Source organism: Hymenobacter mellowenesis (assembly GCF_030581005.1).
In the GTDB taxonomy this organism is placed as follows: domain Bacteria; phylum Bacteroidota; class Bacteroidia; order Cytophagales; family Hymenobacteraceae; genus Hymenobacter; species Hymenobacter mellowenesis.
Genome location: NZ_JAUQSX010000012.1, coordinates 170,861 through 193,207, shown reverse-complemented (window position 1 = coordinate 193,207; position 22,347 = coordinate 170,861). Strand labels below are relative to the sequence as shown.

The window sequence follows — 22,347 nt, the reverse complement described above, 5'->3', positions numbered from 1 at the left end:
GGTCTGCTCGTTGAAAAGCCCCGCTGGCAATGCCGGCGGGGCTTTTTTCGTGTTGGGGGGAGTAGGTACTAATTGTGGTGCGGTTGCTTAAAAAAACCCCGTTTTAATGCGCCAAAAGCCAACTCAGCTTGCTCTTTTCAGCAAAGATTTGGTCAAAAGAATGGTCCACAAGGCTTCGCTCCGATGAGGTATGGGAATAATTCCTAATTTACGCTCCGTTAGCGCTGCTAGTCTCCAGCTATAACCGCTGCTGCTTTTTCAATCTCTTCATCTTTCACTTTTTTCCCTCACCAAATTCTTCACCCTTATGCACACACCTTTACATTCTTCCGGCTCCGGCTGGGCGCGCGTCCGGCAAAGCTGGGCCCGTTCGGTGCTGGCCCTGGCCTTGCCCCTGCTGGGCGTGGCTGGCGCCCAGGCCCAAAGCCTGACCAACTACACCTTTGCCGCCAGCGCGGGCACCTTCACGGCGCTGAGCGGGGCGACCACCGCCCCAACCACCGGCGCTAGTTCCGACGACGACGTGACGGCCGTGCTGCCCATCGGCTTCACCTTTGTGTACAACGGGGTGGCTTATACCACTTTTTCGGCCAGCACCAACGGCTTTATGGGCCTGGGCAGCCAAGTGGGCTCGGTGTTCAGCAACAACCTGAGCACCGGAGCCACCCGGCCGCTGCTGGCACCCCTGTGGGACGACCTGGACATCACCTCCGCGAGCAACATCTCCTACCTGACCAGCGGCACAGCCGGCAGCCGGGTGCTCACGGTGCAGTGGCTCAACGCGAAATGGAACTACAATGCGACGGCACCCGTGATGTCTTTCCAGGCCAAGCTGTACGAAGCCGATGGGCACGTGGAGTTTGTGTACCAGCAGGAGACCGGCGCCGTCAACTTGCCGTCTGCTTCCATCGGCATCACGGCGGTGGGCACCAGCGCGGGCAACTTCCTGTCGCTGAGCGACGCCACGGCAGCGCCCACAGTTAGCTCCACTTCCGAAACCACCACCATTGCCACCAAGCCCGCCACCGGCCAGGTTTATTCCTTCACGCCGGCTGGCGGGGCGGTGCTGGCACCTTCGGGCCTGACTTTCAGCGCCATTAACACGTCCAGCGCCACGGTTACCTTCACCGACAACTCGACCAACGAGTACGGCTTTGCCGTGACCATCACGCCCACGGCCGGCGGCGCCGCCACCACCGCCGTGGTGCCTTCGACGACGACGGCGGGCACGGGGACTACTTACACTTATAACTTCACGGGCCTGGCCGCCAACACCGGCTACACCGTGCAAGTGGTGGCGCTGGGCCAGGGCCGCGGCAGCACCGCCGGTTCGGGCACGTTCACCACGCAGGCCGGGGCTACGCTCAGCGGCATCTATTACGTGGGCACCGGCACCTCGCCCCAGCCCACGCGCACCTACGCCACCCTCACCGCCGCCGCCGCCGCCTACAACTCCGCGACGCTGTCCGGCGCCGTCACGTTTGTGCTGCTGGATGCCAGCTACGGCACGGCCGAAACCTTCCCCATCCGGTTTGGCTCGGTGAGCACGGCTTCGGCCACCAACACCCTCACCATCAAGCCCAACACGGGCGTAACAAGCACCATCACGGGTAGCGTGGCCACCGGCGCCGTGCTCATGCTCAATGGCGCCGACTATGTGACCATCGACGGCTCGAACGCCGGCACGACGTCGCAAAACCTGACGATTGAAAATACCAGCGCCACGGGCACCGGCAACGCGGTACTGTGGGTGGCAGCCGCTTCGGCCTCCGACGGTGCCACGTTCAACAACGTGAAAAACACCATCATCCGAGGCAACTCGGGTACGGGCTTCCCGCAGTTCACGGTGTTTCTGGGCGGCGGCGGCGCGGGCGTGACCGCGCCGACCACCAGCACCCCGACTGCCAACTCCAACAACACCTTCACCAACAACGTCATCTCGAAAGGCTACTACGGCGTGTTCGTGTTTGGCGTGTCGGCCACGGTGCTTGACCAGAGCAACTCGTTCATCGACAACAAGATTGGGCAGAGCGGCACGGCCAACGGCTTCGGCCAGGAAGGCCTGCGCGCCGTGTATCAGCAGGGCCTGACGGTGCGTAATAACGAAATCCAGAACCTGACCAACGGCACCACCACGGCCAACCTGTACGGCATTTTCCTGGCCGACAGCAAGGGCGCAGTCATCAGCCGCAACTCGGTGCACAACATCACCTACACCGGCACGAGCACCACTAAGGTGTGGGCCATCAACACCAGCATTGGCGCCGGGCTTAGCGCGGCGACCAACGCCAGCGCCAACCGCCTCGACAACAACTTGGTGTATAACATCAACTCGACGGCCGTGAGCGGCACTTGGAACACGGTGGGTATTAACCTGGGCGGCGGCTACGGCGAGCAGATTGTGTACAACACGGTGTACCTGACCGGCCAACTGAGCGCCGCCAGCGGCACGGCCGGCTCGGCCGCCTTCGCCAACGGCAACCCCAGCGTGACGGCCACGGCCACGAACATTGACGTGCGCAACAACATCTTCAGCATCATTGGCGGCACGGGCGGCACCACCACCACGCCGCTCTACGCGCACTACGAGCAGGGCACGACCATCGCGGGCAGCACCCTAAACTACAACGACCTGTATGTGACGGTAGGTTCTACTGGCGCGGCCCGCATCGGCCGCCTCAACTCGGTGGATGCCAACACGCTGGCCGCCTGGCAAACCGCTACCAACCAGGAAGCCAACTCGGTGAGCGTGGACCCGCAATTCGTGCAGACCACGACGGTGCCCTACGACCTGACGCCTACCAACGTGGCCCTGAACAACGTGGGCACGCCCATCACGGGCGTGACGGTGGACTTCCTTGGTACCACGCGCGGCACCACGCCTGATATCGGCGCGTATGAATTCACGGTGGTGGCGGTCGACATCGCGGCCGCTGGCCTGGTGGCTCCGGCCGCGCCCGGCGCCTCGGGCGCCTGCTACGGCTCGGCCGAAGCCGTGACGGTGAGCATCCGCAACGCCGGCACGTCTACGCTCAACTTTGCTACCACGCCCGCCACCATCACGGTAGTGGTGACCGGCCCCACCGGCGTGGCTACCCAGACGCTGACCTACACCCTGAACACCGGCACGCTGGCCGGGGGCGCCACACTCAGCGTGCCGCTGACCGGCACGGGCACCACGGTGAACCTGGCCACGGTGGGCACCTATTCGTTCGCCATCACGGCGAGCGTGACGGGCGACGCCAACACCGCCAACAACACCCTGACGCCCAGCCCCACCATTACGGTGGCCGCGCCGGTGGCCGGCACGCTCGCGTCGTCGGTGCCTTCGCTGTGCAACTCGGGCACGGCGGCCCTTAGCCTGACCGGCGCCCTCAACGGCGCCATCCAGCTGCAGAGCAGCACCAGCGCCACGGGTACTTTCACCAACATTGCGGGTGCCACCTCGGCTACCTATACCACGCCGGTCATCAACAGCACCACCTACTACCGCGCCCAGGTAACCTGCGGCAACACGGTGGTAACGTCGAACGTGGTGGCCGTGACCGTGAACAACCCGCAGCTGACCGGCACCCCGTCGCCGGTATCGGTTTGCGCCGGCAGCACGGCCACGCTCACAGCCAGCGCCCCCACCGGCACCACGGTGCAGTTCTACAGCACGGCCACGGGCGGCACGCCCCTCACCGGCGCCACCACGACCGGCACCACCACCACGGTGACGACGCCGGCTGTCACAGCCTCGACCACTTACTATGCGGAGGCTTCCACCGGCTCGTCGGAGATTGGCGGCCGCTCGGCACCCACCGTGACCACCGGTTTCCTGGGCATCGATACCGGTCTGGTATTCAACACCACCACGGGCCTCACCATTCAGTCGGCCGTGATTTATCCGGTTGGCACGGGCACCATCACCTTCGCGCTGCGCAACAGCGCAGGCACTGAAATTGCCGCCACGCAGGCCATCAGCGTGACGGGCTCGGGCGCCACCACGCCCGTTACCGTGCAGCTGAACCTGGCCGTGCCCAGCGCCGGCACCGGCTACCAGCTGGTGGTGAAAGCCTTCACCGGCATCACCGACCTGCTGCGCGAAAACCCGCTGCCCGCTGGCTCGTCCTTCCCCATCACGTCGCCCAGCGGCAACTTCAGCATCACGGGTGGTTTGAATGTGACGCCGCTCGCGGCTTACTACTACTTCTACAACATTTCGCTGAGCACGGCCTGCGTAGCAGCCACCCGCACGCCCATCACCGTGACGGCGATTCCGCTCCCGGCCACGCCCACCGTAACGGTGAGCTACCCCACCACCGGCACGGCGCTGTTTACCAGCAGCGCGGCACCCGCCGGCACCACCTACCAGTGGTACCAGGGCAGCACGGCCATCCCCGGTGCCACCAACCAGACCTACACCGCGACGGGCACCACCACGCCCACCGGTTATTCGGTACGCTTCATCACCACCACGGGCGGTTGCCAGTCGGCCGCCTCTACGCCGGTGACCATCACGGGCACGACGCAGCCGCTGGCTGGCTCGGCGCTGAGCCTGTTCCCGAACCCCACCGCCGACGGCATGCTCACGCTGCAGTTCAAAGGCTACTCCAAAGCCGTGCAGCTGAGCGTGTTTGACGCCCTGGGTCGCGTGGTGCTCACCCAGAAGGTGGCCGCCGGCCAAGCCCAGACGCAGTTGAACCTGTCGGCTGCGGCTACCGGCGTGTACACGCTGCGCGTGACCACCGAAGGCGGCACCGATGTGCGCCGCATCGTGCGCGAATAGCGCGGGTTACACCTCATTGAAAAGCCCCGCTGGCATTGCCGGCGGGGCTTTTTTGCTTTTTGGGCAAGTGTTTGGCTGAGTCAGACCAAGAACTTTCTGCTCGACCCGCAAGGCAAAATCCTGGCCGTAAACCTTCACGGCGCCGAGCTGGAGGCCGCGCTGGCGCGCTTCGTGAAGTAGCCAAACTACATTTCGGCGGGGTCGTCGGGCAGGATGTTCACGTCCTGCACCAGCACCATTTTTTCGATTTCCTTGCCGCGCTTGGTGGCGGCCAGGCCGCCCAGGGCCGTCTCCTTGTAGCGGGTTTCCATGGCCTGGCCCACCTCGCCGAGGGCCGCCACGCACTGGTCGACGGGAATCACCGGGTCGATGCCAGCAATGGCAATCTGGGCCGAGCTAAAGGCAATGGCCGCCGCCGAGGCGTTGCGCACCACGCAGGGCACTTCTACCAGGCCGGCCACAGGGTCGCACACCAGCCCGAGCATGCACTGAATGGTGACGGCCACGGCGGCAAACACCTGCTCCACGGGCCCGCCCAGGCAGTACACGATGGCCCCGCTGCCCATGGCCGCGGCCGAGCCGGTTTCGGCCTGGCAGCCGCCCACGGCCCCGGCCAGCGAAGCATTCTGCTCGATGATGAGGGCAATGCCGGCGGCCACGAGCAGGCCTTCCAGAATCTGGCGGTCGCTCAGCTTGTGCAAATCCTGGATGGTGACGAGCACGCCCGGCAGGATGCCCGAGGCGCCGGCCGTGGGCGCGGCCACCACGCGGCCCATGCAGGAGTTCACCTCCTTGGCACCCAACGCGCGGGTGATGAGCTGCTTAAACTCGGGTGAAAGGACGGTGACGGGCGAGGCGGCGATTTTTTTGGCCCCGTTGTTTATCATGCCCGAGCGCGAAGTCATGTTGCCGGTCAGGCCTTCGTGCACGGCGTCGCGCATCACGTCGTAGGCCCGTTGCAGGCCCGTCCAGATTTCGTCTTCGGTGCGGCCCTTTTGTTCCACTTCGTAAGCCAGTACAGGCTGATAGAGGGGCTCGCCGGTTTCGGCGCAGTGCGCGCCCCAGGAGGCGAAATCATTAAAAAGCAAAGACATGGCGGGTGGGAGTAAAGAGCGAAAAAGGTATAAACGCAAAGCCCCGGCCGAAGGTGTCTTCGGCCGGGGCGCAAAGCTACTCGGCGGGAGTATGGCACGGGGGCTAGGCCGCCACGGAAGTATACAGCAGCGTTTCAGGATGGCGGCGAATGGGCGCGTCGAGCCAGTCGTTGGCCTTTGTGAGGGGCACGATGAAGCCCTGGCCGGGCAGTACCACAGCTTCTACCAATTTGTTTACCAGCAATCTGCTGGTGTTTTCGGCTACGCTCCGGCCCGACTTGTGCTCCACCACCAGCACGTAGAGCGGGTGCTCGACAAACTGCGTCAACTCCTTGCGCAGCAGCCAGGCCCGCTTGATGTGCTCGCCCAAGCCCGCCAGGCTCGTGCGCAGGCCGGCCAGCTCTTCCTCGCCCAGGCCGTGGGGCAGGAAGTTGTCGGCCTGGCTGATGGTGTTGCGCTCGGCTTCGGCGGCGTCGCTGCGGTCGGCGTGGCGCAGGGCTTCGGCCTGCAGGCGGCGGGCCGCTTCCTTGTCGCCGCGCCGCTGGTGGTAGGCCTGCTGCAACGCCAGGCCCGTGTCGCGGGCGGCGGGCAGGCGGTCCATCACCTCCTGAAGCAGGGGCAGGCCGGCGGGGTCGTCCTGTGCGGTGAGGATGCGGCCAACGGCAAATTTGGCCCCGAGCTCGTGCTCCTTGTCATCGAACAGGCGTCGGAACAGCGGCAGGGCCTCGGCGGGGCTGGCGTGGTCTTCGGTCAGGTCGGCCAGCTCCCAGGTTTCGGCGGGGGTCAGGGTTTCGCCGGCTTCGTGGCGGGCCACCAGCTCGCGCAGGCGCGCCTGCTGGGTGCTGAGCAGCCGGTGGCGCTCCTTCCAGAAGCCTTCCACGCCCAGGGCCCAGGTTTTGTCCAGTTCGTTGGCAAGCGCTGGCAGGCTGGGGCCAAACCACGCCTCCGCGGCGCTGGTGGCGGGGGGCACGGGCACGGCGGGCTCCTGGCCCAGCGCCGCGAGCCGCTCCAGCAGCACGGGGTGCGTATCGAACACATCGGGGTCGGCGGCCAGGGCGGTTTTCAGCAGGTCGCCTTCGGTAGCATCGTCGAGGCGGGCACTTTTGGCCAGCGGCAGCAGGCGGCTGATGGCGTCGGTGGGCGGGAAGGGCTGGGCCGTGATGCTGGCCGTCACCACGTCCCAGTGCAGCTTGTCGATGGCCGAGTCGCGCACCACTAGCGCGCACAGGGCCTGCGCCAGCGCCTGCGGGCTCGTCACGCGCCCGGCCGCGGCGTCGGCCTCAAACTCATCGGCCCGCCGCAGCGGGTGCGACCAGGCATTGAAGCGCGGCACGTACCAGTTGGCAAATTTGCTCAGCCAGGTGCCGGCGCCGTGGCTTTCGAGCTGGCCCAACAGCTGCCCCCACGACTGGCTGACGCGGTAGACCCAGGCGCTGAACTTGCCGTGGCCGCCACGCAGGTGGCCCAGTTCGTGCCCGACCACGGCGGCGGCCTGCTCGGGGCTCAGGGCCTGGAGCAGCGGCAAACCCACCATCAGGTAGTTGCGGGGGCAGCCCAGCACGCCCAGGCGCGGCAGCTGCACGATGGAAGCGTTGAAATCGGTAGTGAGCAGCACACGGTGCACCGGCGGGGCGGCCATGGCTTTGGACTGCTGCCGCAGCTCGGCAAACAGCGGCGCGGCCTCGGCTGGCGTGAGGGCGCGGCCCTGCGGCGGGTCGAACTTCACCCACAGCGAGCGAATGATTTTCCAGGCAAAAAAGCCTAGCAGCAAGCCCACTTTCAGCAGCAGCGCCACGGCCGTGCCGAAAGCCAGCAAGGCTAGCACGCCCAGCATGGTGCCCACCGTGCCCAACAGCAACAGCAGAATGAAGCCGTAGCCCAGCAGCGCCCACAGGCGCACCCGCCAACGGTAGGCGCTCGGGTTGGCCAGGGCCAAAGGGTGAAGGTGTTCGAGGCGGGCAACGAAGGCTTCGCGGGTCATTGGGGTAGCAACGAAAAGGGCTTGACTGGCACCCTGCCAATCAAGCCCTAAGCTACGCGAAGCAGCTGAATATTAAGCCGCCGAAGTGGGTTGTTTTTCGGACTCGGTCACCAGCTTGATGCTGGCCGAGTTGATACACAGGCGCAGGCCGCTGGGCGCGGGCCCGTCGGGGAATACGTGGCCCTGGTGGGCGTCGCACACATTGCAGAGCACTTCCACGCGCGTCATGCCGTAGCTGGTGTCTTTCTTGTAGCGGATGGCGCTTTCGTCGACGGGCTGCGTGAACGAGGGCCAGCCGGTGCCCGACTCAAACTTCGTGCGCGAGTCGTAGAGCGGGGTACCGCAGCACACGCAGGCGTAGAGGCCGGCTTCGTGGGCCTCGCAATACTCGCCGGTGAAGGCGCGCTCGGTGCCGTGCTCGCGGGTGACGTGGTACTGCTCGGGCGTGAGCTGGGCGCGCCACTCGGCGGGCGTTTTCTCGACGCGGCGCGGCGAGGGAATGGGGTGGTTGGCGAGGCGGATGACGTCGTTCCAGGTTTGCATATCAGCGGAATTGAGGTAGGAGTAAGGTAAACGCGGCCGCTCCCCGGAGGTTTCCGGCCGCGTTCGATAGACGCTGCTTCGGCCTTTTCCTTACGCCCTGGCGCGGCTGCCTTTGGCTGGCGAGTTGCTCGCCGGTTTCAGTCCGGCACTTGGCGCAGCGAATCGACGGGCGATGCCGGGCTAGGCGCGGGCGCGTAGGTGCCCAGCAGCTGCTGGGTGCGGAACAGGTCTTCGTAATCGGGCGTGACGATTCCGCGGCTGGGGTCGTCGAGGTCGCGGATGGTGGTCATCAGTAGCGCGGCCGTGCCCACAAACAGGGCCGGCAGCACCCGGCTGGGCTGGGGCTGAAACGAGTTCATGAACCCTACCAGCAAGCCCATAGCCCACGAGAGGCACACCAGCGCCACCACAATCAGGCTGGGCGTGCGCTCCCGGAACGAGTAGAGCAGCGCCAGGGCCGTGGCGTGCAGGGCGCCGGCCTGGTTTTGCAGACTCTGCACGGCGGCGGTTTCGGCGGGGTGCCGGGCGGCGTAGGCGGCCAGCCGCTGGGTGAAGGCGTGGCTGGCGGCGCTCAGCTCGCCAATCTGGCGGCGGCACTGCTCGGGCGTGGGCGTGGGGTGCTGCAGTTGCAGGGCCAGGTAGCGGCGCAGGTGGCGCGCCGTGGCCGCGCGCAGGGCCGGCGGCGCCAGCAGGCTTTGCTGCGAGAGGGCCAGCACGTCGGCGGCTTCGGTGTGCACGGCGGCATCGCGGGTGCGCACGGCATTGCCCGAGGCCACCAGCGTGAACGAGAGCAGCAGCCCATACATGCTGAAAATACCGCCCTCGATGCCCACCGTCTGCCAGCGGCGCTGGTGGCCGTGGTAGCGGCGGCGGGCGTAGGCCACGCCCAGCAGCACCGCCGCCAGCAAGGTAAACGGATAGGCCAGCGTGGACCAGGGCGAATCGACGAAAGCAAGCCACATGCGGCAGCAAAGCGAAAAAGAAAAGTAACAGCGCCCCTAAAGCACGGCAATGGGTTGCCAATGGTTGCCAACGATGGCCAACTTTGCGCCGAACTTCCCAAGCTAATCGGCCCGAAAAACCAATTACCTGATTACCAATGCGCGCGTTTTCCCTCCGTTTCCCCCTCACTACATTGCTCTGCGCCGGCGCCCTGGTCGCTAGCGCCCAAAAAGCGGCCCCGGTCCCGGTGTCGCCCTACGAAAACGCCGTTTTCCTGCGCCGCCTCTACGCCGACACGGCTTACACCGGCCTGAAAAAGCGCGTGAGCCGCGTCTTCGCCACGGCCCGGCCGGGGCAGTGGGGCGAGTTTGTGCAGGGCGTGGACGAGGACCTGACCACCCAGCAGCGCATCATCGCCCTCACCTTCGATGCCTGCGGCGGCCCCCACGGCAGCGGCTATGACGCCGACCTGGTGGACTACCTGCGCCGCGAAAAAATCCCGGCCACGCTCTGCGTAAGCGGCCGCTGGATTGACCGCAACCTGGCCACCTTCCGCGAGCTGGCCCGCGACCCGCTGTTTGAAATCGCCAACCATGGCTTCAACCACCGCCCCTGCTCCATCGACGGCGAAAGCGAGTACGGCATCCGCGGCACGCCCGACGCGGCCGATGCCTTCGACGAGATTGAGGCCAACCGCCGCAAGATTCAGGCGATTACGGGGCGGGCGCCGCGCTTTTTCCGCTCGGCTACGGCCTTCACCGACGAGGCCTGCGCCCGCCTGGCCCGGCAGCTCGACGTGACCATGTTCAGCTTCGACGTGCTTTCGGGCGACGCCGTGGCGGGCACCCCCAAGGAAGCCATCACCGAAAACGTGGTGAAGGGCGCCCGGCCCGGCGCCATCGTCATCATGCATTTCAACCGCCCCGCCTGGAACAGCGCCGAGGCCCTGCGCGACATCATTCCAGTCCTGCGCGCCCAGGGCTACCAGTTCGCCCGCCTGCAGGATTTCCCGCTGCGCGGGCGGTAGGGGTTTGTCGTTCTAATGGGCGCCTCACCCCCTGACCCCCTCTCCCAAAGGAGAGGGGGCACCGGTTTTGCGTTTGCAGCACATACTTTAGTTTGTGCCTGATAGAACGTTTCAGCTCCCGTGCAAGCTAAAGCTTATGCTACAAGAATCGTCAGGCTCCCCCTCTCCTTTGGGAGAGGGGGCCGGGGGGTGAGGCGCCCGCTAGAACGATGAAGCCGGCGCCACCACGTTGCCCGTGCGTTGCAACACGCCCCAGCTTTGCAATTCGCCCTTGATGGCGCGCAGCACCGAGCGCACCAGCACCACGTACATCAGCTGGCGGTACACGAAGCGCTGAGGCAGCAGGCCCCACAGCCGGCTCCGGCGCTCGCCCTCGAAGCTGAACGCCAGCGCGGCGGCCGCGGCATCGACCAGCAAGAAGGCCAGATAATAGCCCAGCACCGGCCCAGCCTGCCCGGTAAACAGCGAGTACAGCATCAGCAAGTCGGCCAAGGGGTTGAGAAAGGGCAGGATGAGCTGGAACACCAGCAGGTTGGGGAAGGCCACCAGCCCCAGCGCGCCGTAGCGCGGGTTGAGGCATACGGCGCGGTGCTTCCAGAACGACTGCATGATGCCGAACGACCAGCGGAAGCGCTGCTTCAGGAACATGCCTACGGTTTCGGGCGCTTCGGTCACGGCCAGGGCGCGGGGGGCGTAGGTGACGCCGTAGCCGGCCCGTTGCAGGCGGATGGTGAGGTCGCAGTCCTCGGCCAGCGTGTCGGTGGTAAAGGCGCCCACGGCCCGCAGCGCCTCGGTGCGGAATGCGCCGATGGCCCCCGGCACCACCGTGATGCAGCCCAGCAGCTCGAAGGCGCGGCGGTCGAAATTCTGGCTCGTGATGTACTCGATGGCCTGCCAGCGGGTGAGCAGGTTGCGCTCGTTGCCCACCTTCACGTTGCCGGCCACGGCCCCCACCTGCGGCGAATCGAAGTGGCTGATGAGGTGGCGCAGGGCGGCCGGGTCGAGCTGGGTATCGGCGTCGATGCAGACCACGAAGTCGCTGGCGGCGCGGGCAATGCCGTAGTTCAGGGCCGAGGCTTTGCCGCCGTTGGGCTTGGTGAGGACGCGCACCCGCGGGTTGTCGGCGAAGGCGGCCGACACCAGCGCGTGGGTGGCATCCTTCGAGCCGTCGTCGACAAACACCACCTCAAAATCGGGGTAGTCGAGCCGCAGCAGGCTTTCGAGGCTGCGCACGGCGTTTACTTCCTCATTATAAGCGGGTACGATGATGCTCAGGCGGGGCCACTGGCCGGCGGTTTCGGCGGGCGGCGCGGGCGCGGCGGCCTCGCGGGCGCGGGTGCGGCGGTGCTGTACCCAGGCCAGCGCGGCCACGGCCAGCTGCCGCCCCAGCGTGAGGATGATGCCCAGCAGCATGAGCGTGTAGAGGCCGTGCTCGAGGAAATACAGGCCCACCACGGTGGCCCAGTTGGCCTCGGCCAGGTCGCGGTCGGGGCCGGCGGGCAGGGCGGGCATCAGCTCGGCTTTGGGCTTGTGCATCAGCTCCGACACGGTGATGAAGCGGTAGCCGCGCTGTTTGAAATAGTGGATGATGCGCGGCAGCGCGGCCACCGTGGCGCTGCGGTCGCCGCCCGCGTCGTGTAGCAGAACCACGCTGCCGTTGGCCTGCTCCTTCACCACCTGGTCGAAAATCTCGTCGGCCGTGACGCCCTTGCGCCAGTCCTGCGGGTCGATGCTTTCGCCCACGGTGAGGTAGTTTTCGTGCTTGGCCAGCATGATGGGCTCCACTTCCTGCAGGCTCTGCGGCTCGGAGTCGGCGTTGTAGGGCGGCCGAAACAGGATGGTGCTGTGCCCGGTCACGCACTCGATGAGGCGGCGGGTGGCGTTCAGCTCCAGTTCGGCGCGGGCCGAACTCACGTTGGCAATGTTGGGGTGCGAAAAGGTGTGGTTGCCAATCTCATAGCCGTCGTCGTAGAGCTGGCGCAGCAGCGGCACGTTGTTCTCGGCATTCTCGCCCACCACGAAGAAGGCGGCCGGCACTTTTTCCTTTTTCAGGATGCTGATAACCTGCGGCGTGTAGGTTTCATCGGGACCATCGTCGAAGGTGAGTACCACGGTTTTGGGGGCCACGCCCAGCTTGCGCACCACGTAGCTGGTGGGCAGCACGGCGTAGTTTTCCTCGCTGATGAGCTGGTCGGGGTGGTCGAGCGTCAGGCCAATGCGCCCATTCTGCGGGCCGCTGAGGATGTCGAGCACCTCGCCCTCGCCGATGTAGTCCACGTCGGTGGCGCCCACCGGGCGACGCAGGCGCTGCAGCAACGCGGGACCGGATTTCTGCAAACTATCGGCCCGCAGGCTGCGGTTGAAGAAGCCCCACAGGCGCGGGTCTTCGGAGCCCAGGCGCCATACGGCCACGCCCGCCAGGCCCTGGTCGTCGGCGGCGCGCATGGCGTTGAAGTTGGTGGCCGCGTCGGTGAAGTACACCTGGTGCGGGTGGTCGTGCTCGTCGGCGTAGCTGAAATCGAGGTTGTAGGTGTCGTTGTCGAAGTGAATCCGGCCCTCCGATTCCTTGGCCGTGGTCAGGGCTTCCTGGTAGGTGAGGTCGGTGCCTTCGATGTGGCGTTTGCCGCCGTCGGTTTGCCAGTCGTAGCCGTAGGCGGCCAGGCCGAGCACCAGCTTACGCGGGTCGACCTGGGCTTCCATTTTCGTCAGAATGTCTTCCACCCACTTGTGGGCGGCCACGGGGCCGGGGGCGCTGCCGGTTTCGTGCTGGTCGTAGGCCATCAGGATGAGGTAATCGTTGGAGCGGGCCAGGGTGGCGGGGTCGTAGTCGTCGTTGAGCGGGGCGATGTCCTGCGTTACGAGGTAGCCGCCGGCGTGCAGGGCCGCATACAGCTCGCGCTGGAAGGCTTCGAGCGGGGCGCGGTCATCAAGGTTCAGGTTCTCGAAATCAATGTTCACGCCCTGAAACCCGTAGCGCCGGATGGCCTGCAACACGTTGGTGATGAACGCCTGGCGGGTGCGTTCGGTGGCCAGCATGCGGCGCACGTTGCCGCCGTTCCATTGCTCGTGGTAGTAGTTCGAAATCATGGGCACCACGGCCACGCCGGGGTGGCGGCGCAACAGCGCCAGCGCGGCCGTGTCGATGTCGGTGCTGAGCTGGCCGGCCTGGTCGGGCACGAACAGCCACTCGGGCAGCACCATGTTCAGCTTATCGACCTGCCGGCGCAAGGTGCTCATCGACTGCGCATCCCAGTTCACGTAGAAGCCCGCCCGGATGGGCAGCCCGTCGCGAAAGGCCGGGGCCGGGCGGCGGCGCGGCGGCACCTGCTGCGCCAGCGGCACGGCGGCCCGGTCGCGCGGGTCGCGGTAGCCGTGGGCGTGGCGGGGCAGCCGCTTGCGCAGGGCCTGGTAGGCGCGGTTGTGGCGGTTGGCCAGCGTGGCGAGGTGGGCGGAGTTGAGAATCTGCTTGTAGGTTTCGTTGGGCCCAAACGCCTTTGGCAGCAGCGTGGCCGACTGCCGGAACAAGGCCCAGGCCAGCCCCGCGCCGGCCAGCAGCAGCAGCGCCACGGCCAGGCGCGCGCCCCACTTGAAGCGCTGCCAGCGCCGGGGCGAAAAACTCTGAAAAACCTGCGGGGAAGCATCGGCGGCGGACATGGCCAGGGCAGAAGAATTGAGGATTGAAAGCGGCAAAAATCAACAGTCCAGATGTAGGAAAAATGAATAAAAAAACGCTGCACCCACCTCATAAAACATTCATTTTATGCCCGTTAATCTTGACCCAACTTCAACGGTCAATGGCTCATCGGCCCGAGCCACGAGCCGGCTGGCAGCCACCTGGCGGCTGTGAATTTCTGGTTTCTAACTGCTGCTTACCCATGCGCTTGCTGCTCGTGTTTCTGCTGTTTCTGGGGCTGCCGGGGTGGCGGCCCGCCGCCGCGCAAACGCCGGTTGCGCCGCCGGATTCGCTGGCCGCGTCGCATCCAGCCACCGCCAAGCCCGCCACGCCGCCGCGCTTCATCGTGGACCTGACCACGGCCAACCGCAACGCCTACCTCATGCGCGCCCCCGAGGCGGCCGACGACCACGGCTACCTCGGCACCCAGCTCACCTACCAAACCCGCTGGGGCCTCTACGCCGGCACCTACCTCAACAGCTCCTACGGCCCCGACCAGCCCGTTTTCGACGACTACGAGGCCACCCTGGGCTACGCCCGCACCGGCCACGGCCCCACCGAGTGGAACCTGCAATACACCCACCTCTTCGTGCCCAGCGACAGCAAGCTGCTCCGCGCCACCGTCACCGACAACGTGGAAGGTAGCCTGGCCCACGATTTCAACTTCGCCTACGCCAGCCTCACCGCCGATGCCTTCTTCGGCGGCTCCCGCGACCTGGTGCTCACCTGGAACGTGTCGCGGGCGCTGCCGCTGCCGGTTTTTGCCCACGACACGCTCACCATCACGCCCACCTTCGAGCTGGGCACCGGCACCCAGCGCTTCTATGCCGCTGGCCTGGCCCGCAACGTCCGGGAGCAGGTCGTCACCACCAAAAAGAACGGCCAAACCAAAACCAAGACCAGCAACGTGCTCGAAACACCCGCCACGCCGGGTTTCACCAGCACTGGCTACACGCTGTCGCTGCCCGTTTCGCTGGACATGCGCCGCAGCAGCGTGGCCCTCATTCCGGCCTACCTCGTGCCGCTGCACGTGCCCGAGTGGGGCAATGCCGAGAAGCTGTTTTACGTGTCAGTCGAATTCACCCGAAGGCTATGGTAACGCGCCCGAACGCGGCTTTTCCGGCTCCGCTGCCGCCCGGCCTCACCCCTCATTCTGTTGGCTCGATGCGCGCTACTTCGCTCACGCTTGTGTTTACCAACGCCGCCGGCGAATTACTCACGCACCCGGCCGGCTACGCGGTGCTGCGCTACCGGGCCGGCACCTGGGGCGTGGCCGAACTGGCGCGGCTGCTCACCAGCACCGGCGCCCTGCTGCTGGGCAACCGCTGGCAGCGCCTGCTGGCCGATGCCCGCCTCCTCCCCCCGCTCTCGCCCGAAGCCAAGGCCTGGATTACCGCCAACTGGATGGGCCCCACCCGCTTGCGGCCCGAGCAGCTGCACACCGTGGTACTACAGCCCGCCGAGGTATTCGCCCGGCTGGCCGCGTCGCAGATGCAAGCCCTGGCCCCGCACGCCACCCGCTACCACCACTGCCCCGACGAGGCCGCCGCCCACGCCTGCCTGCTTGGCCTGCCGCGGTAAAACTGCTCCGGAAATCGCACGAGGTAGAGACGCAATATTTTGCGTCTCATCAGCCGCGCCGTTTGGGTGTCGTTCGGGTTTCGGGCAGGCGATGTCGTTCAACGACGAGACGCAATTATGCGTCTCTACTCACCCCAGTTCCTCCAGCAGCGTCAGCCCGGCCGGCCACGGCCCGTGGCCGCTGGCCGCATTGATGTGGCCCGCTTCGCCAACATCGACCAGCTCGCTGCCCCAAGCCTCGGCGAATTGCCGGGCGCGGGCGGGCGTCACCCACTCGTCGTTCTGACTGAACACGACCTTGCTCGGAAAGGGCAGCCGGGCCAGCAGCATGGGCGCGAAGCCCGTGGTGGGGAAAGCGGCGTAGTGCGCGGTTTCCACGTCGCTGGGTGCCACCAGCAGCGCGCCCTTGATGCGGTGGCCGTATTGCCCGGCCCAGTGCGCGATGGTGACGCAGCCGAGGCTGTGGCCCACCAGCACCACCTGGCTCAGGTCTTCGCCGTCGAGGGCATCTTCGAGGCGGGCCACCCACTCGGCGCGGTCGGGCACGTCCCACTCGCGCTGCTCGATGCGCGTACAATCCGGCAATACTCGCTCGAAATACGTTTGCCAATGGTCGGGGCCCGAGCTACCCAGGCCGGGCACGATGAAGACGCGAGTATTTTCCTGCATGCCCAAAAGTAACCTGTCCGCTTCTTTTACTATGAAAATCCTCACCGCCGCCCAAACCCGCCAGCTCGACCAGGCCACCATGCAGGAGCAACACCTGCTGTCGTCGGAGTTGATGGAGCGCGCCGCCACGGCCTTCGTGAAGTGGTTTACCAACCGATTCACGCCCACCGAGGCGGGCGAAATCCTGCTGCTCTGTGGTCCCGGCAACAACGGTGGCGACGGCCTTGCGGTGGCCCGCCTGCTGCAGCGCGCCGGCCACCGCCTGCGCGTGGCCCTGCTGCCTGCCGAAAAGCAGTCGGCCGACTGGCAGCACAACCGCCAACTGCTGCCCAACTCGGTACCCGTAGCCGAAATCAATGCGGCCCGCCTGCCGAAAATCGCATCTGTTCAGTTGGTCATTGATGCGCTTTTTGGCACCGGCCTGAGCCGGCCGCTCGCAGGCGGGGCCGCCAAATTGGTGCAACACCTCAACCAAGCTAATGCCCGCGTCGTGGCCATCGACCTGCCCAGCGGCCTCTTCGCCGACGCGCCCCAGCCGGCCGACAGCGCCGTGGTGCGGGCGCAACACACCGTGAGCTTCGGCCTGCCCAAGCTGGCTTTCCTGCTCCCCCAAAATGCCGACTACGTGGGCGAATGGCAGGTGGAGGATATTGGCCTGAGTGAAAATTTCATCGCCCAAACCGCCACGCCCTGGCACTACACCGATGCCGCCGCCGTGGCCGGCGCCCTGCCGCCGCGCCCCAAGTTCAGCCACAAGGGCACCTTCGGGCACGCGCTGCTGCTGGCCGGCAGCCGGGGCAAGATGGGCGCGGCCGTGCTGGCGGCGGGAGCCTGTCTGCGCGGCGGCGTGGGGCTGCTCACGGCCCACATTCCCGGCTGCGGCTACGACATCTTCCAGATTAGCCAGCCCGAAGCCATGTGCCTCACCGACAAGCAGACCGATTTCATCAGCGAATTGCCGGAGCTAAAACCCTACCAAGCCGTAGGCATCGGCCCCGGCCTGGGGCAGGAAGCGGCCAGCCTCGCCGTGCTGCGCAAGCTGCTGAAAGCGGCCGGCAAACCGCTCGAAAAAACGGGTCAGCTCCTGCCTCTCATCATCGATGCCGACGCGCTGAACCTGCTCGGCAGCCACCGTGCGCTGCTCAGGCTACTGCCCGAAAACACGGTCCTCACCCCCCACCCCAAGGAGTTCGAGCGCCTCACCGGGCCCACCCGCGACGACTACCACCGCCTGGAGCTGTTGCGCGACTTCGCCCGGCAGCACAAGTGCCTGGTGGTGCTCAAAGGCGCCTACACCTGCCTGGCCACGCCCACCGGCGAGCTGCATTTCAACAGCACCGGCAACGCCGGCATGGCCACCGGCGGCAGCGGCGACGTGCTCACGGGCGTGCTGCTGGCCCTGCGTGCCCACGCCCAGCTGCCGGCCTTCGAGGCGGCGCGGCTGGGCGTGTACGCCCACGGCCGGGCCGGCGACCTGGCCGCCGCGCACACCGGGCCGGCCGGGCTGGTGGCGGGCGACATTGTGCGGCACATCGGCCCGGCGCTGGTGGAGGGGTAGCGTGGACTCTGCGAGTCCGCGCCTGGGCGAACGTTCCGGCGATACGCGGACTCGCAGAGTACACGCTACGGGTGCCTCGATTCCGGCGCAAGTTGAAGCATGTGTTACTTGCCCACCAGATACAGCACGGCCGGCACCAGCAGTACGCCATCGGCCAGCAGGGCGAAAAAGTAGTCGCTCCGCCGCTCCTCGGCCAGCAGGATGACGGCCGCCGCCGCCAGCGTCGTGAGGCCCAGCCCCAGCGGCGGCATACCGCGCTCGTAGCCGAACGTCATGGCTACTGCCAGGAAGGCCAGCGCCACGGCTTTGGCCCCGGCCACGCCCAGCACCACCGGAAAAGTGCGAGTGCCGGCCGCCCGGTCGCGGCTCAGGTCGCGGATGTCGAAGACGATGGTGAGGGCCAGTACCAGCGCGAAACGTTGCGCCAGCAAACCCAGGGCCTCGGCCAAGGGGCGGTGCAGGGCCAGCGCGGGCAGCCCCACCGTGATGGCCGACCACACGCCCGCAATCAGAAAGCCCTTGAGCAGGGGCACCTCGCGCACGGCGCGGCGCCGGCCCTGCCAGCGCACCAGCGGCCACGAATACAGCAGCGCCAGCCCCGTAAGGGGCAGCAGCGCAGGCAGAAAATGCCACCAGCCATCGGCCAGGAAAAAGTAGCCAGCCGCCAGCGCCGCCGCGCCCGCTAGCACCGCCAGCGCCCGGCGGTGCCGCTGCTGCCAGGCCTTGCGCCCCGAGCCCGCTGCCGGCTGCCGGTGCTTGAAGGGCAGCACAGCATCGAGGTTGTACACTAGGAGCGTGGCGGCAAACACCAGCGCCACCACGCGGCCGTTCACGCCCTCAGGCGGCCAGCGCCGGAATGAGGCTGCCGTCTGCACCGCCGCCGCGCCGGCCAGCCAGACGCTGCTGAACAGCACGGCATCGAGCACCCGCCGCAGCAACGGGCGGGCGGCAACGGGCGCGGCCAGGGAAGCAGGAGAATCCACGGAGCTAAGGTAAAGCGGGGCCAAGACAGCGCCTGTCATCCTGTGAAAGCGTCTGTCACTCTCCGGTTAGGGCATCTGTCATCCTGAGCATTCTGCGATTCAAGCAGAGACGAAAGACCTTCTCGCGAAGGAACGACTTGTTCAGGCATGAGAAGGGCCTGCGTCTCTGCTTGAATCGCAGAATGCTCAGGATGACAAACAATTCCATGCGGCAAGTACTCTTACTTCCCCGTTTCGCCGTGGGCGGCATCAACGGGCTTGCTTTCGGGTGAGCCGTGCTGGCGCAGGAAGATACTAAGGCCCACGATGCTCAGGATACTGAGGAATTCGCTCTGCCAGTTCTGCAACGACTCGAACCAAAAGCGCGAGGTGGCCATGTACTCCGCGATGCTCACGGCGGGCTTGCCATCGTGCACTTGCTCAATGCTGTAAACTTCGGCCCCGCCGCGGGCGTGCAGGTAGAACGACAGTAAAAACAGCCCGAAAAACGCGATGCTCAGGGAGTTCCGATACATCAGTAGCACCAGGCCGCCCTGCCGCACGGGCCAGGGCGCGTCCTTCTTGGACTGGTCGGGCTCGGCATCCACTTCCTCCTCCTCGTACAGCTTCTTGGACTCGGAAGAGCCCCGCTGCCGCAGCCACACGGTGAGCAGCACGTAGAGCGCCATTTGCAGGAACTCGCTTTCCCAGTTCTCAAACGTGGCTTCGAGGAAGTGGCCGGATTGGAAGTATTGCCCGGCCGAGAGCTGGGCCAGGCCCATGTCCCGCAGCTCGTCGTTGTAGTCGTGCCAACCTGTCGCAAACTGGCCGGCCAGCGTGCCCAGCGTGAGCAGCAGGACGACAATAATGAGGCTGTTCTCGTATAAAAAACGCCAAAAAGGCGAAGCGGGGCGTTGTATAGCCATGCTTCGCCTTTACGGGCATCTCCCAAAAAGAAAGGTCGGCCGTAGCGGTTAAGCTTTGCGGTCGCCGAAGGTGTCCTGGTAGAGCTTGATGCTGTCGTTGATGATGCGGTAGGCGTCTTCCTTGCCCATGAAGCGCTCCACTACCACGTGCTTGTTGTGTTCCAGAGCCTTATAGTCCTCGAAGAAGCGCTGCATTTCGAGCAGCGTGTGGGGGGGCAGGTCCGAGATGTCGTTGTAGTGGTTCACCGAGATGTCGTGGGCGGCCACGGCGATGATTTTATCGTCCTCCTCGTCCTGGTCCACCATCTGCATTACGCCAATGACTTTGGCTTCCACCAGACACATGGGCACGATATCGACCGAGCAAAGCACCAGAATGTCGAGCGGGTCCTTGTCGTCGCAGTAGGTTTGGGGGATGAAGCCGTATGCGGCGGGGTAGTGCACGGCCGAGAACAGCACGCGGTCAAGCTTCAGCAGGCCGCTTTCCTTGTCGAGCTCGTACTTGCCCTTGCTGCCTTTGGGTATTTCAATGATGGATTGCACGATGGTGGGCGTCTCGTCGCCGCGCGACACGTCGTGCCAGGGGTTAAAATGGGTCATAAGAGGGATAAACAACCGCCTGCCTGGCGGTTGGGGTGGTCAAAATTACACGCGGGAAAGGTAGTTTGGTACTTAAAGCCGGATGAAACCAGACGCAGGGCTCCGGTCCGCCCGCCCTAGGCGGGCCGACCGGTCGAAGAAATCACATTTGGCCGGTAGCCGGTGCCCGGTCGGCCCGCCCCAGGCGGGCCGACCGGGCACCGGCTACCGGCCCAGCACTTCCGTCAGGGGCACGCCCGAGCAACCGCTGGGCTCCTGAATGTGCAGAAACTGCGCGATGGTGGGCGCAATGTCGGTGATGTGGACGGCGGCCGCCGACTCGCCGTGCTTCACGCCCCAGCCCCAGAACAGCAGTGGCACGTGCGTATCGTAAGCGCCGGCCGAGCCGTGGGTAGTGCCCTTCACCACCGGGTACGAATAGGCCTCCAGCCAGCCGGGGGCCAGCACGGTGAGCACGTCGCCAGAGCGTGGGGCGTAGAAACCGTTTTCCTGGTACATGCCCAGGCCCTCGCTCCAGTGGGCGCGCTGCAAATCCAGGGCCGTGAGCGACTGCGTGACGCCGGGCAGCGTGAGCAGGGCGGCGGCCACGGCCGCCTGGGCCTTGCCGAGGTCGATGTTCCTGGTTTTGAGCAGCGGGCGGTTGAGGTACACCTGCTGGTTTTCGTAGCTCAGCACCCATTGGCCGGCGCCGTACTGGCGCACCAGCGCGCGCTGCACCGAGTCGCGGATAACGCTAGAGCCCACCCCGCCGCCGGGCAGCCGGTGGGCCTGGTTGAAGCCTACAGCGTGAGCGGCGGCATGGTCGGCGGTGAGGAAGACGAGCGTCTGGCCCTTGCCCACTTGCTTATCCAAGGCCTCAAAGAGGCGGGCCAACTCGCGGTCGAGGCGCAGGTAGGTATCTTCGGCTTCAATGGAGTTGGGGCCGAACTGGTGGCCCACGTAGTCGGTGCTGCTGTAGCTAATGGCCAGGAAATCGGTGATGCCGCGCTGGCCCATCTGCTCCTGGCGCAGGGTTTCGAGGGCGAAATCCGTCGTCAGGCTGTTGCCGAAGGGCGTGCTGCGGATAAGGTCGAGGTTCTGGTTAGGCGTCTGAGGGTTTTTGGCGTCGCCCGAGTTTTTGAGGGCGGGCGCCACCGAGGCGGGCGCGCCGGCCGAGAGCACCGGCAAATCGTGCGGAAACACGGGCTTAGTTTCACCCTTGAAGGCGGCCTCCCAGGCCACGTCGTCGGGCGAGCTTTCGGTGTAGTCGGCGATGGGCAGCAGGGTGTTCCAGGGCTTGTTCAGATACTCAGCGGCGTGGCCGGCGGCGTTGAACTTCGCCACCCACTCCGGCAAAGCGGCTTGGTAGAACGTGCTGCTGATGAAGGCGCCGTTGGTGCCGTCGTACCAGTAGGCGGCGGTGGCGGCGTGGCCGGCGGGCAGGATGCTGCCCCGGTCCTTCATGCTCACGCCAATGGTTTTGGCCTGGAAATTCGTGGCCAGCCGCAGCTCATCGGTGATGGTGGTGGCCAGCAGGTGGCGCGGCGACATCTGGCCCGCGGCCTCGGTGCCGCCCACGGCTCGCACGGTTTTGTCCTCGGTCACGTAGGTGCCTTTGCCGGTTTCGCGCTCAAACCAGTTGTTGCCCACAATGCCGTGCACGGCCGGCGTGGTGCCCGTGTATACGCTGGCGTGGCCGGGGCCGGTGTATGTGGGCACGTAGTTGTAGTGGCAGCTGGCGTAGCTAAAGCCCTCGCCCAGCAAACGCCGGAAGCCGCCGGCCGGGTACTTGCTCCAGTAGCGGTAGATGTAGTCGTAGCGCATCTGGTCGACCACGATGCCGACGACCAGCTTGGGGCGCGGCAGGGGTTTTTCGGGCTTGGCGGCTAGCATTGGCAACGCCAACAAAGCCAGGAGCATGGTCTTCTTCATGAATCAGCAAAAGAGCGAAAGCCGGGCAAAGATACCGCCGCCGCTCCCCCATAATGCGTAGGCAGGGTTGCCAAACCGCCCCTGCACCGTAGCGCGGACTTTTAGTCCG

Annotated in this window: 15 protein-coding genes; 5 read left to right on the top strand and 10 right to left on the bottom strand. The window is 65.9% G+C overall.

Annotation, left to right across the window (positions count from 1 at the left end; genetic code table 11):
- The first annotated feature begins 307 nt into the window (after positions 1 to 307).
- Positions 308 to 4,771: a beta strand repeat-containing protein gene (locus Q5H92_RS20735; protein ID WP_305013469.1), complete on the top strand. Its 4,464-nt coding sequence runs from the start codon at positions 308 to 310 to the stop codon at positions 4,769 to 4,771.
- 185 nt (positions 4,772 to 4,956) lie between these two features.
- Here Q5H92_RS20735 and sdaAA read toward each other — a convergent pair whose 3' ends face one another.
- The 4 genes from sdaAA to Q5H92_RS20715 form a co-directional block, all read right to left on the bottom strand.
- On the bottom strand, positions 4,957 to 5,865 hold the full coding sequence (sdaAA, locus tag Q5H92_RS20730) for an L-serine ammonia-lyase, iron-sulfur-dependent, subunit alpha (protein WP_305013468.1): 909 nt from the start codon (positions 5,863 to 5,865) through the stop codon (positions 4,957 to 4,959).
- A 103-nt stretch (positions 5,866 to 5,968) separates the two neighbouring features.
- Entirely contained in the window at positions 5,969 to 7,846 is a 1,878-nt protein-coding gene (locus tag Q5H92_RS20725) for a M48 family metallopeptidase (RefSeq protein WP_305013467.1), read from the bottom strand.
- Positions 7,847 to 7,918: 72 nt separating this feature from the next.
- Entirely contained in the window at positions 7,919 to 8,389 is a 471-nt protein-coding gene (gene msrB, locus Q5H92_RS20720; protein ID WP_305013466.1) for a peptide-methionine (R)-S-oxide reductase MsrB, read from the bottom strand.
- A 137-nt stretch (positions 8,390 to 8,526) separates the two neighbouring features.
- Positions 8,527 to 9,351, bottom strand: a complete 825-nt coding sequence (locus tag Q5H92_RS20715) for a bestrophin-like domain (protein ID WP_305013465.1) — start codon at positions 9,349 to 9,351, stop codon at positions 8,527 to 8,529.
- A 137-nt stretch (positions 9,352 to 9,488) separates the two neighbouring features.
- Between Q5H92_RS20715 and Q5H92_RS20710 the strand changes: the two genes are divergently transcribed.
- Positions 9,489 to 10,358 carry a polysaccharide deacetylase family protein gene (locus Q5H92_RS20710; protein ID WP_305013464.1) on the top strand — a complete coding sequence of 290 codons (870 nt, stop codon included), beginning with the start codon at positions 9,489 to 9,491 and terminating at the stop codon, positions 10,356 to 10,358.
- A 201-nt stretch (positions 10,359 to 10,559) separates the two neighbouring features.
- On the opposite strand, the gene Q5H92_RS20705 is transcribed toward Q5H92_RS20710, so the two are convergent.
- Positions 10,560 to 14,012, bottom strand: coding sequence for a trifunctional glycoside hydrolase family 18/polysaccharide deacetylase/glycosyltransferase family 2 protein (locus tag Q5H92_RS20705; protein WP_305013463.1), 3,453 nt, complete (start codon positions 14,010 to 14,012; stop codon positions 10,560 to 10,562).
- Between the two features lie 221 nt (positions 14,013 to 14,233).
- Here Q5H92_RS20705 and Q5H92_RS20700 point away from each other — a divergent pair, with 221 nt between their 5' ends.
- Both Q5H92_RS20700 and Q5H92_RS20695 read left to right on the top strand, forming a co-directional pair.
- Positions 14,234 to 15,130: a hypothetical protein gene (locus tag Q5H92_RS20700; RefSeq protein ID WP_305013462.1), complete on the top strand. Its 897-nt coding sequence runs from the start codon at positions 14,234 to 14,236 to the stop codon at positions 15,128 to 15,130.
- Positions 15,124 to 15,612, top strand: a complete 489-nt coding sequence (locus Q5H92_RS20695) for a hypothetical protein (RefSeq protein ID WP_305013461.1) — start codon at positions 15,124 to 15,126, stop codon at positions 15,610 to 15,612. The genes Q5H92_RS20700 and Q5H92_RS20695 overlap by 7 nt, the downstream gene beginning before the upstream one ends.
- Before the next feature lie 129 nt (positions 15,613 to 15,741).
- Here the strand turns inward: Q5H92_RS20695 and Q5H92_RS20690 are convergent, their stop codons facing one another.
- Positions 15,742 to 16,281: an RBBP9/YdeN family alpha/beta hydrolase gene (locus Q5H92_RS20690; protein WP_305013460.1), complete on the bottom strand. Its 540-nt coding sequence runs from the start codon at positions 16,279 to 16,281 to the stop codon at positions 15,742 to 15,744.
- A gap of 31 nt (positions 16,282 to 16,312) precedes the next feature.
- Here Q5H92_RS20690 and Q5H92_RS20685 point away from each other — a divergent pair, with 31 nt between their 5' ends.
- Complete coding sequence (locus Q5H92_RS20685) at positions 16,313 to 17,839, top strand: NAD(P)H-hydrate dehydratase (RefSeq protein ID WP_305013459.1); 1,527 nt, start codon at positions 16,313 to 16,315, stop codon at positions 17,837 to 17,839.
- Positions 17,840 to 17,943: 104 nt separating this feature from the next.
- Here Q5H92_RS20685 and Q5H92_RS20680 read toward each other — a convergent pair whose 3' ends face one another.
- The 4 genes from Q5H92_RS20680 to pafA all read right to left on the bottom strand — a co-directional run bounded on the left by Q5H92_RS20680 (position 17,944) and on the right by pafA (position 22,238).
- Positions 17,944 to 18,822 carry a UbiA prenyltransferase family protein gene (locus tag Q5H92_RS20680; RefSeq protein WP_305013458.1) on the bottom strand — a complete coding sequence of 293 codons (879 nt, stop codon included), beginning with the start codon at positions 18,820 to 18,822 and terminating at the stop codon, positions 17,944 to 17,946.
- Between the two features lie 221 nt (positions 18,823 to 19,043).
- Positions 19,044 to 19,727 (bottom strand): DUF6766 family protein, encoded by a 684-nt coding sequence (locus Q5H92_RS20675; RefSeq protein WP_305013457.1) that lies wholly within the window; start codon positions 19,725 to 19,727, stop codon positions 19,044 to 19,046.
- Positions 19,728 to 19,775: 48 nt separating this feature from the next.
- Complete coding sequence (locus tag Q5H92_RS20670; RefSeq protein ID WP_305013456.1) at positions 19,776 to 20,327, bottom strand: inorganic diphosphatase; 552 nt, start codon at positions 20,325 to 20,327, stop codon at positions 19,776 to 19,778.
- Between the two features lie 204 nt (positions 20,328 to 20,531).
- Positions 20,532 to 22,238, bottom strand: coding sequence for an alkaline phosphatase PafA (pafA, locus tag Q5H92_RS20665; RefSeq protein ID WP_305013455.1), 1,707 nt, complete (start codon positions 22,236 to 22,238; stop codon positions 20,532 to 20,534).
- Between the last annotated feature and the right edge of the window lie 109 nt (positions 22,239 to 22,347).

Bases quoted from the DNA above. Each gene is read 5' to 3' on its own strand.
- pafA (WP_305013455.1), bottom strand. From the start codon at position 22,238: ATGAAGAAGACCATGCTCCTGGCTTTGTTGGCGTTGCCAATGCTAGCC.
- msrB (WP_305013466.1), bottom strand. From the start codon at position 8,389: ATGCAAACCTGGAACGACGTCATCCGCCTCGCCAACCACCCCATTCCC.
- Q5H92_RS20715 (WP_305013465.1), bottom strand. From the start codon at position 9,351: ATGTGGCTTGCTTTCGTCGATTCGCCCTGGTCCACGCTGGCCTATCCG.
- Q5H92_RS20705 (WP_305013463.1), bottom strand. From the start codon at position 14,012: ATGTCCGCCGCCGATGCTTCCCCGCAGGTTTTTCAGAGTTTTTCGCCC.
- Q5H92_RS20725 (WP_305013467.1), bottom strand. From the start codon at position 7,846: ATGACCCGCGAAGCCTTCGTTGCCCGCCTCGAACACCTTCACCCTTTG.
- sdaAA (WP_305013468.1), bottom strand. From the start codon at position 5,865: ATGTCTTTGCTTTTTAATGATTTCGCCTCCTGGGGCGCGCACTGCGCC.
- Q5H92_RS20710 (WP_305013464.1), top strand. From the start codon at position 9,489: ATGCGCGCGTTTTCCCTCCGTTTCCCCCTCACTACATTGCTCTGCGCC.
- Q5H92_RS20685 (WP_305013459.1), top strand. From the start codon at position 16,313: ATGAAAATCCTCACCGCCGCCCAAACCCGCCAGCTCGACCAGGCCACC.
- Q5H92_RS20670 (WP_305013456.1), bottom strand. From the start codon at position 20,327: ATGACCCATTTTAACCCCTGGCACGACGTGTCGCGCGGCGACGAGACG.
- Q5H92_RS20735 (WP_305013469.1), top strand. From the start codon at position 308: ATGCACACACCTTTACATTCTTCCGGCTCCGGCTGGGCGCGCGTCCGG.
- Q5H92_RS20690 (WP_305013460.1), bottom strand. From the start codon at position 16,281: ATGCAGGAAAATACTCGCGTCTTCATCGTGCCCGGCCTGGGTAGCTCG.
- Q5H92_RS20695 (WP_305013461.1), top strand. From the start codon at position 15,124: ATGGTAACGCGCCCGAACGCGGCTTTTCCGGCTCCGCTGCCGCCCGGC.
- Q5H92_RS20700 (WP_305013462.1), top strand. From the start codon at position 14,234: ATGCGCTTGCTGCTCGTGTTTCTGCTGTTTCTGGGGCTGCCGGGGTGG.
- Q5H92_RS20675 (WP_305013457.1), bottom strand. From the start codon at position 19,727: ATGGCTATACAACGCCCCGCTTCGCCTTTTTGGCGTTTTTTATACGAG.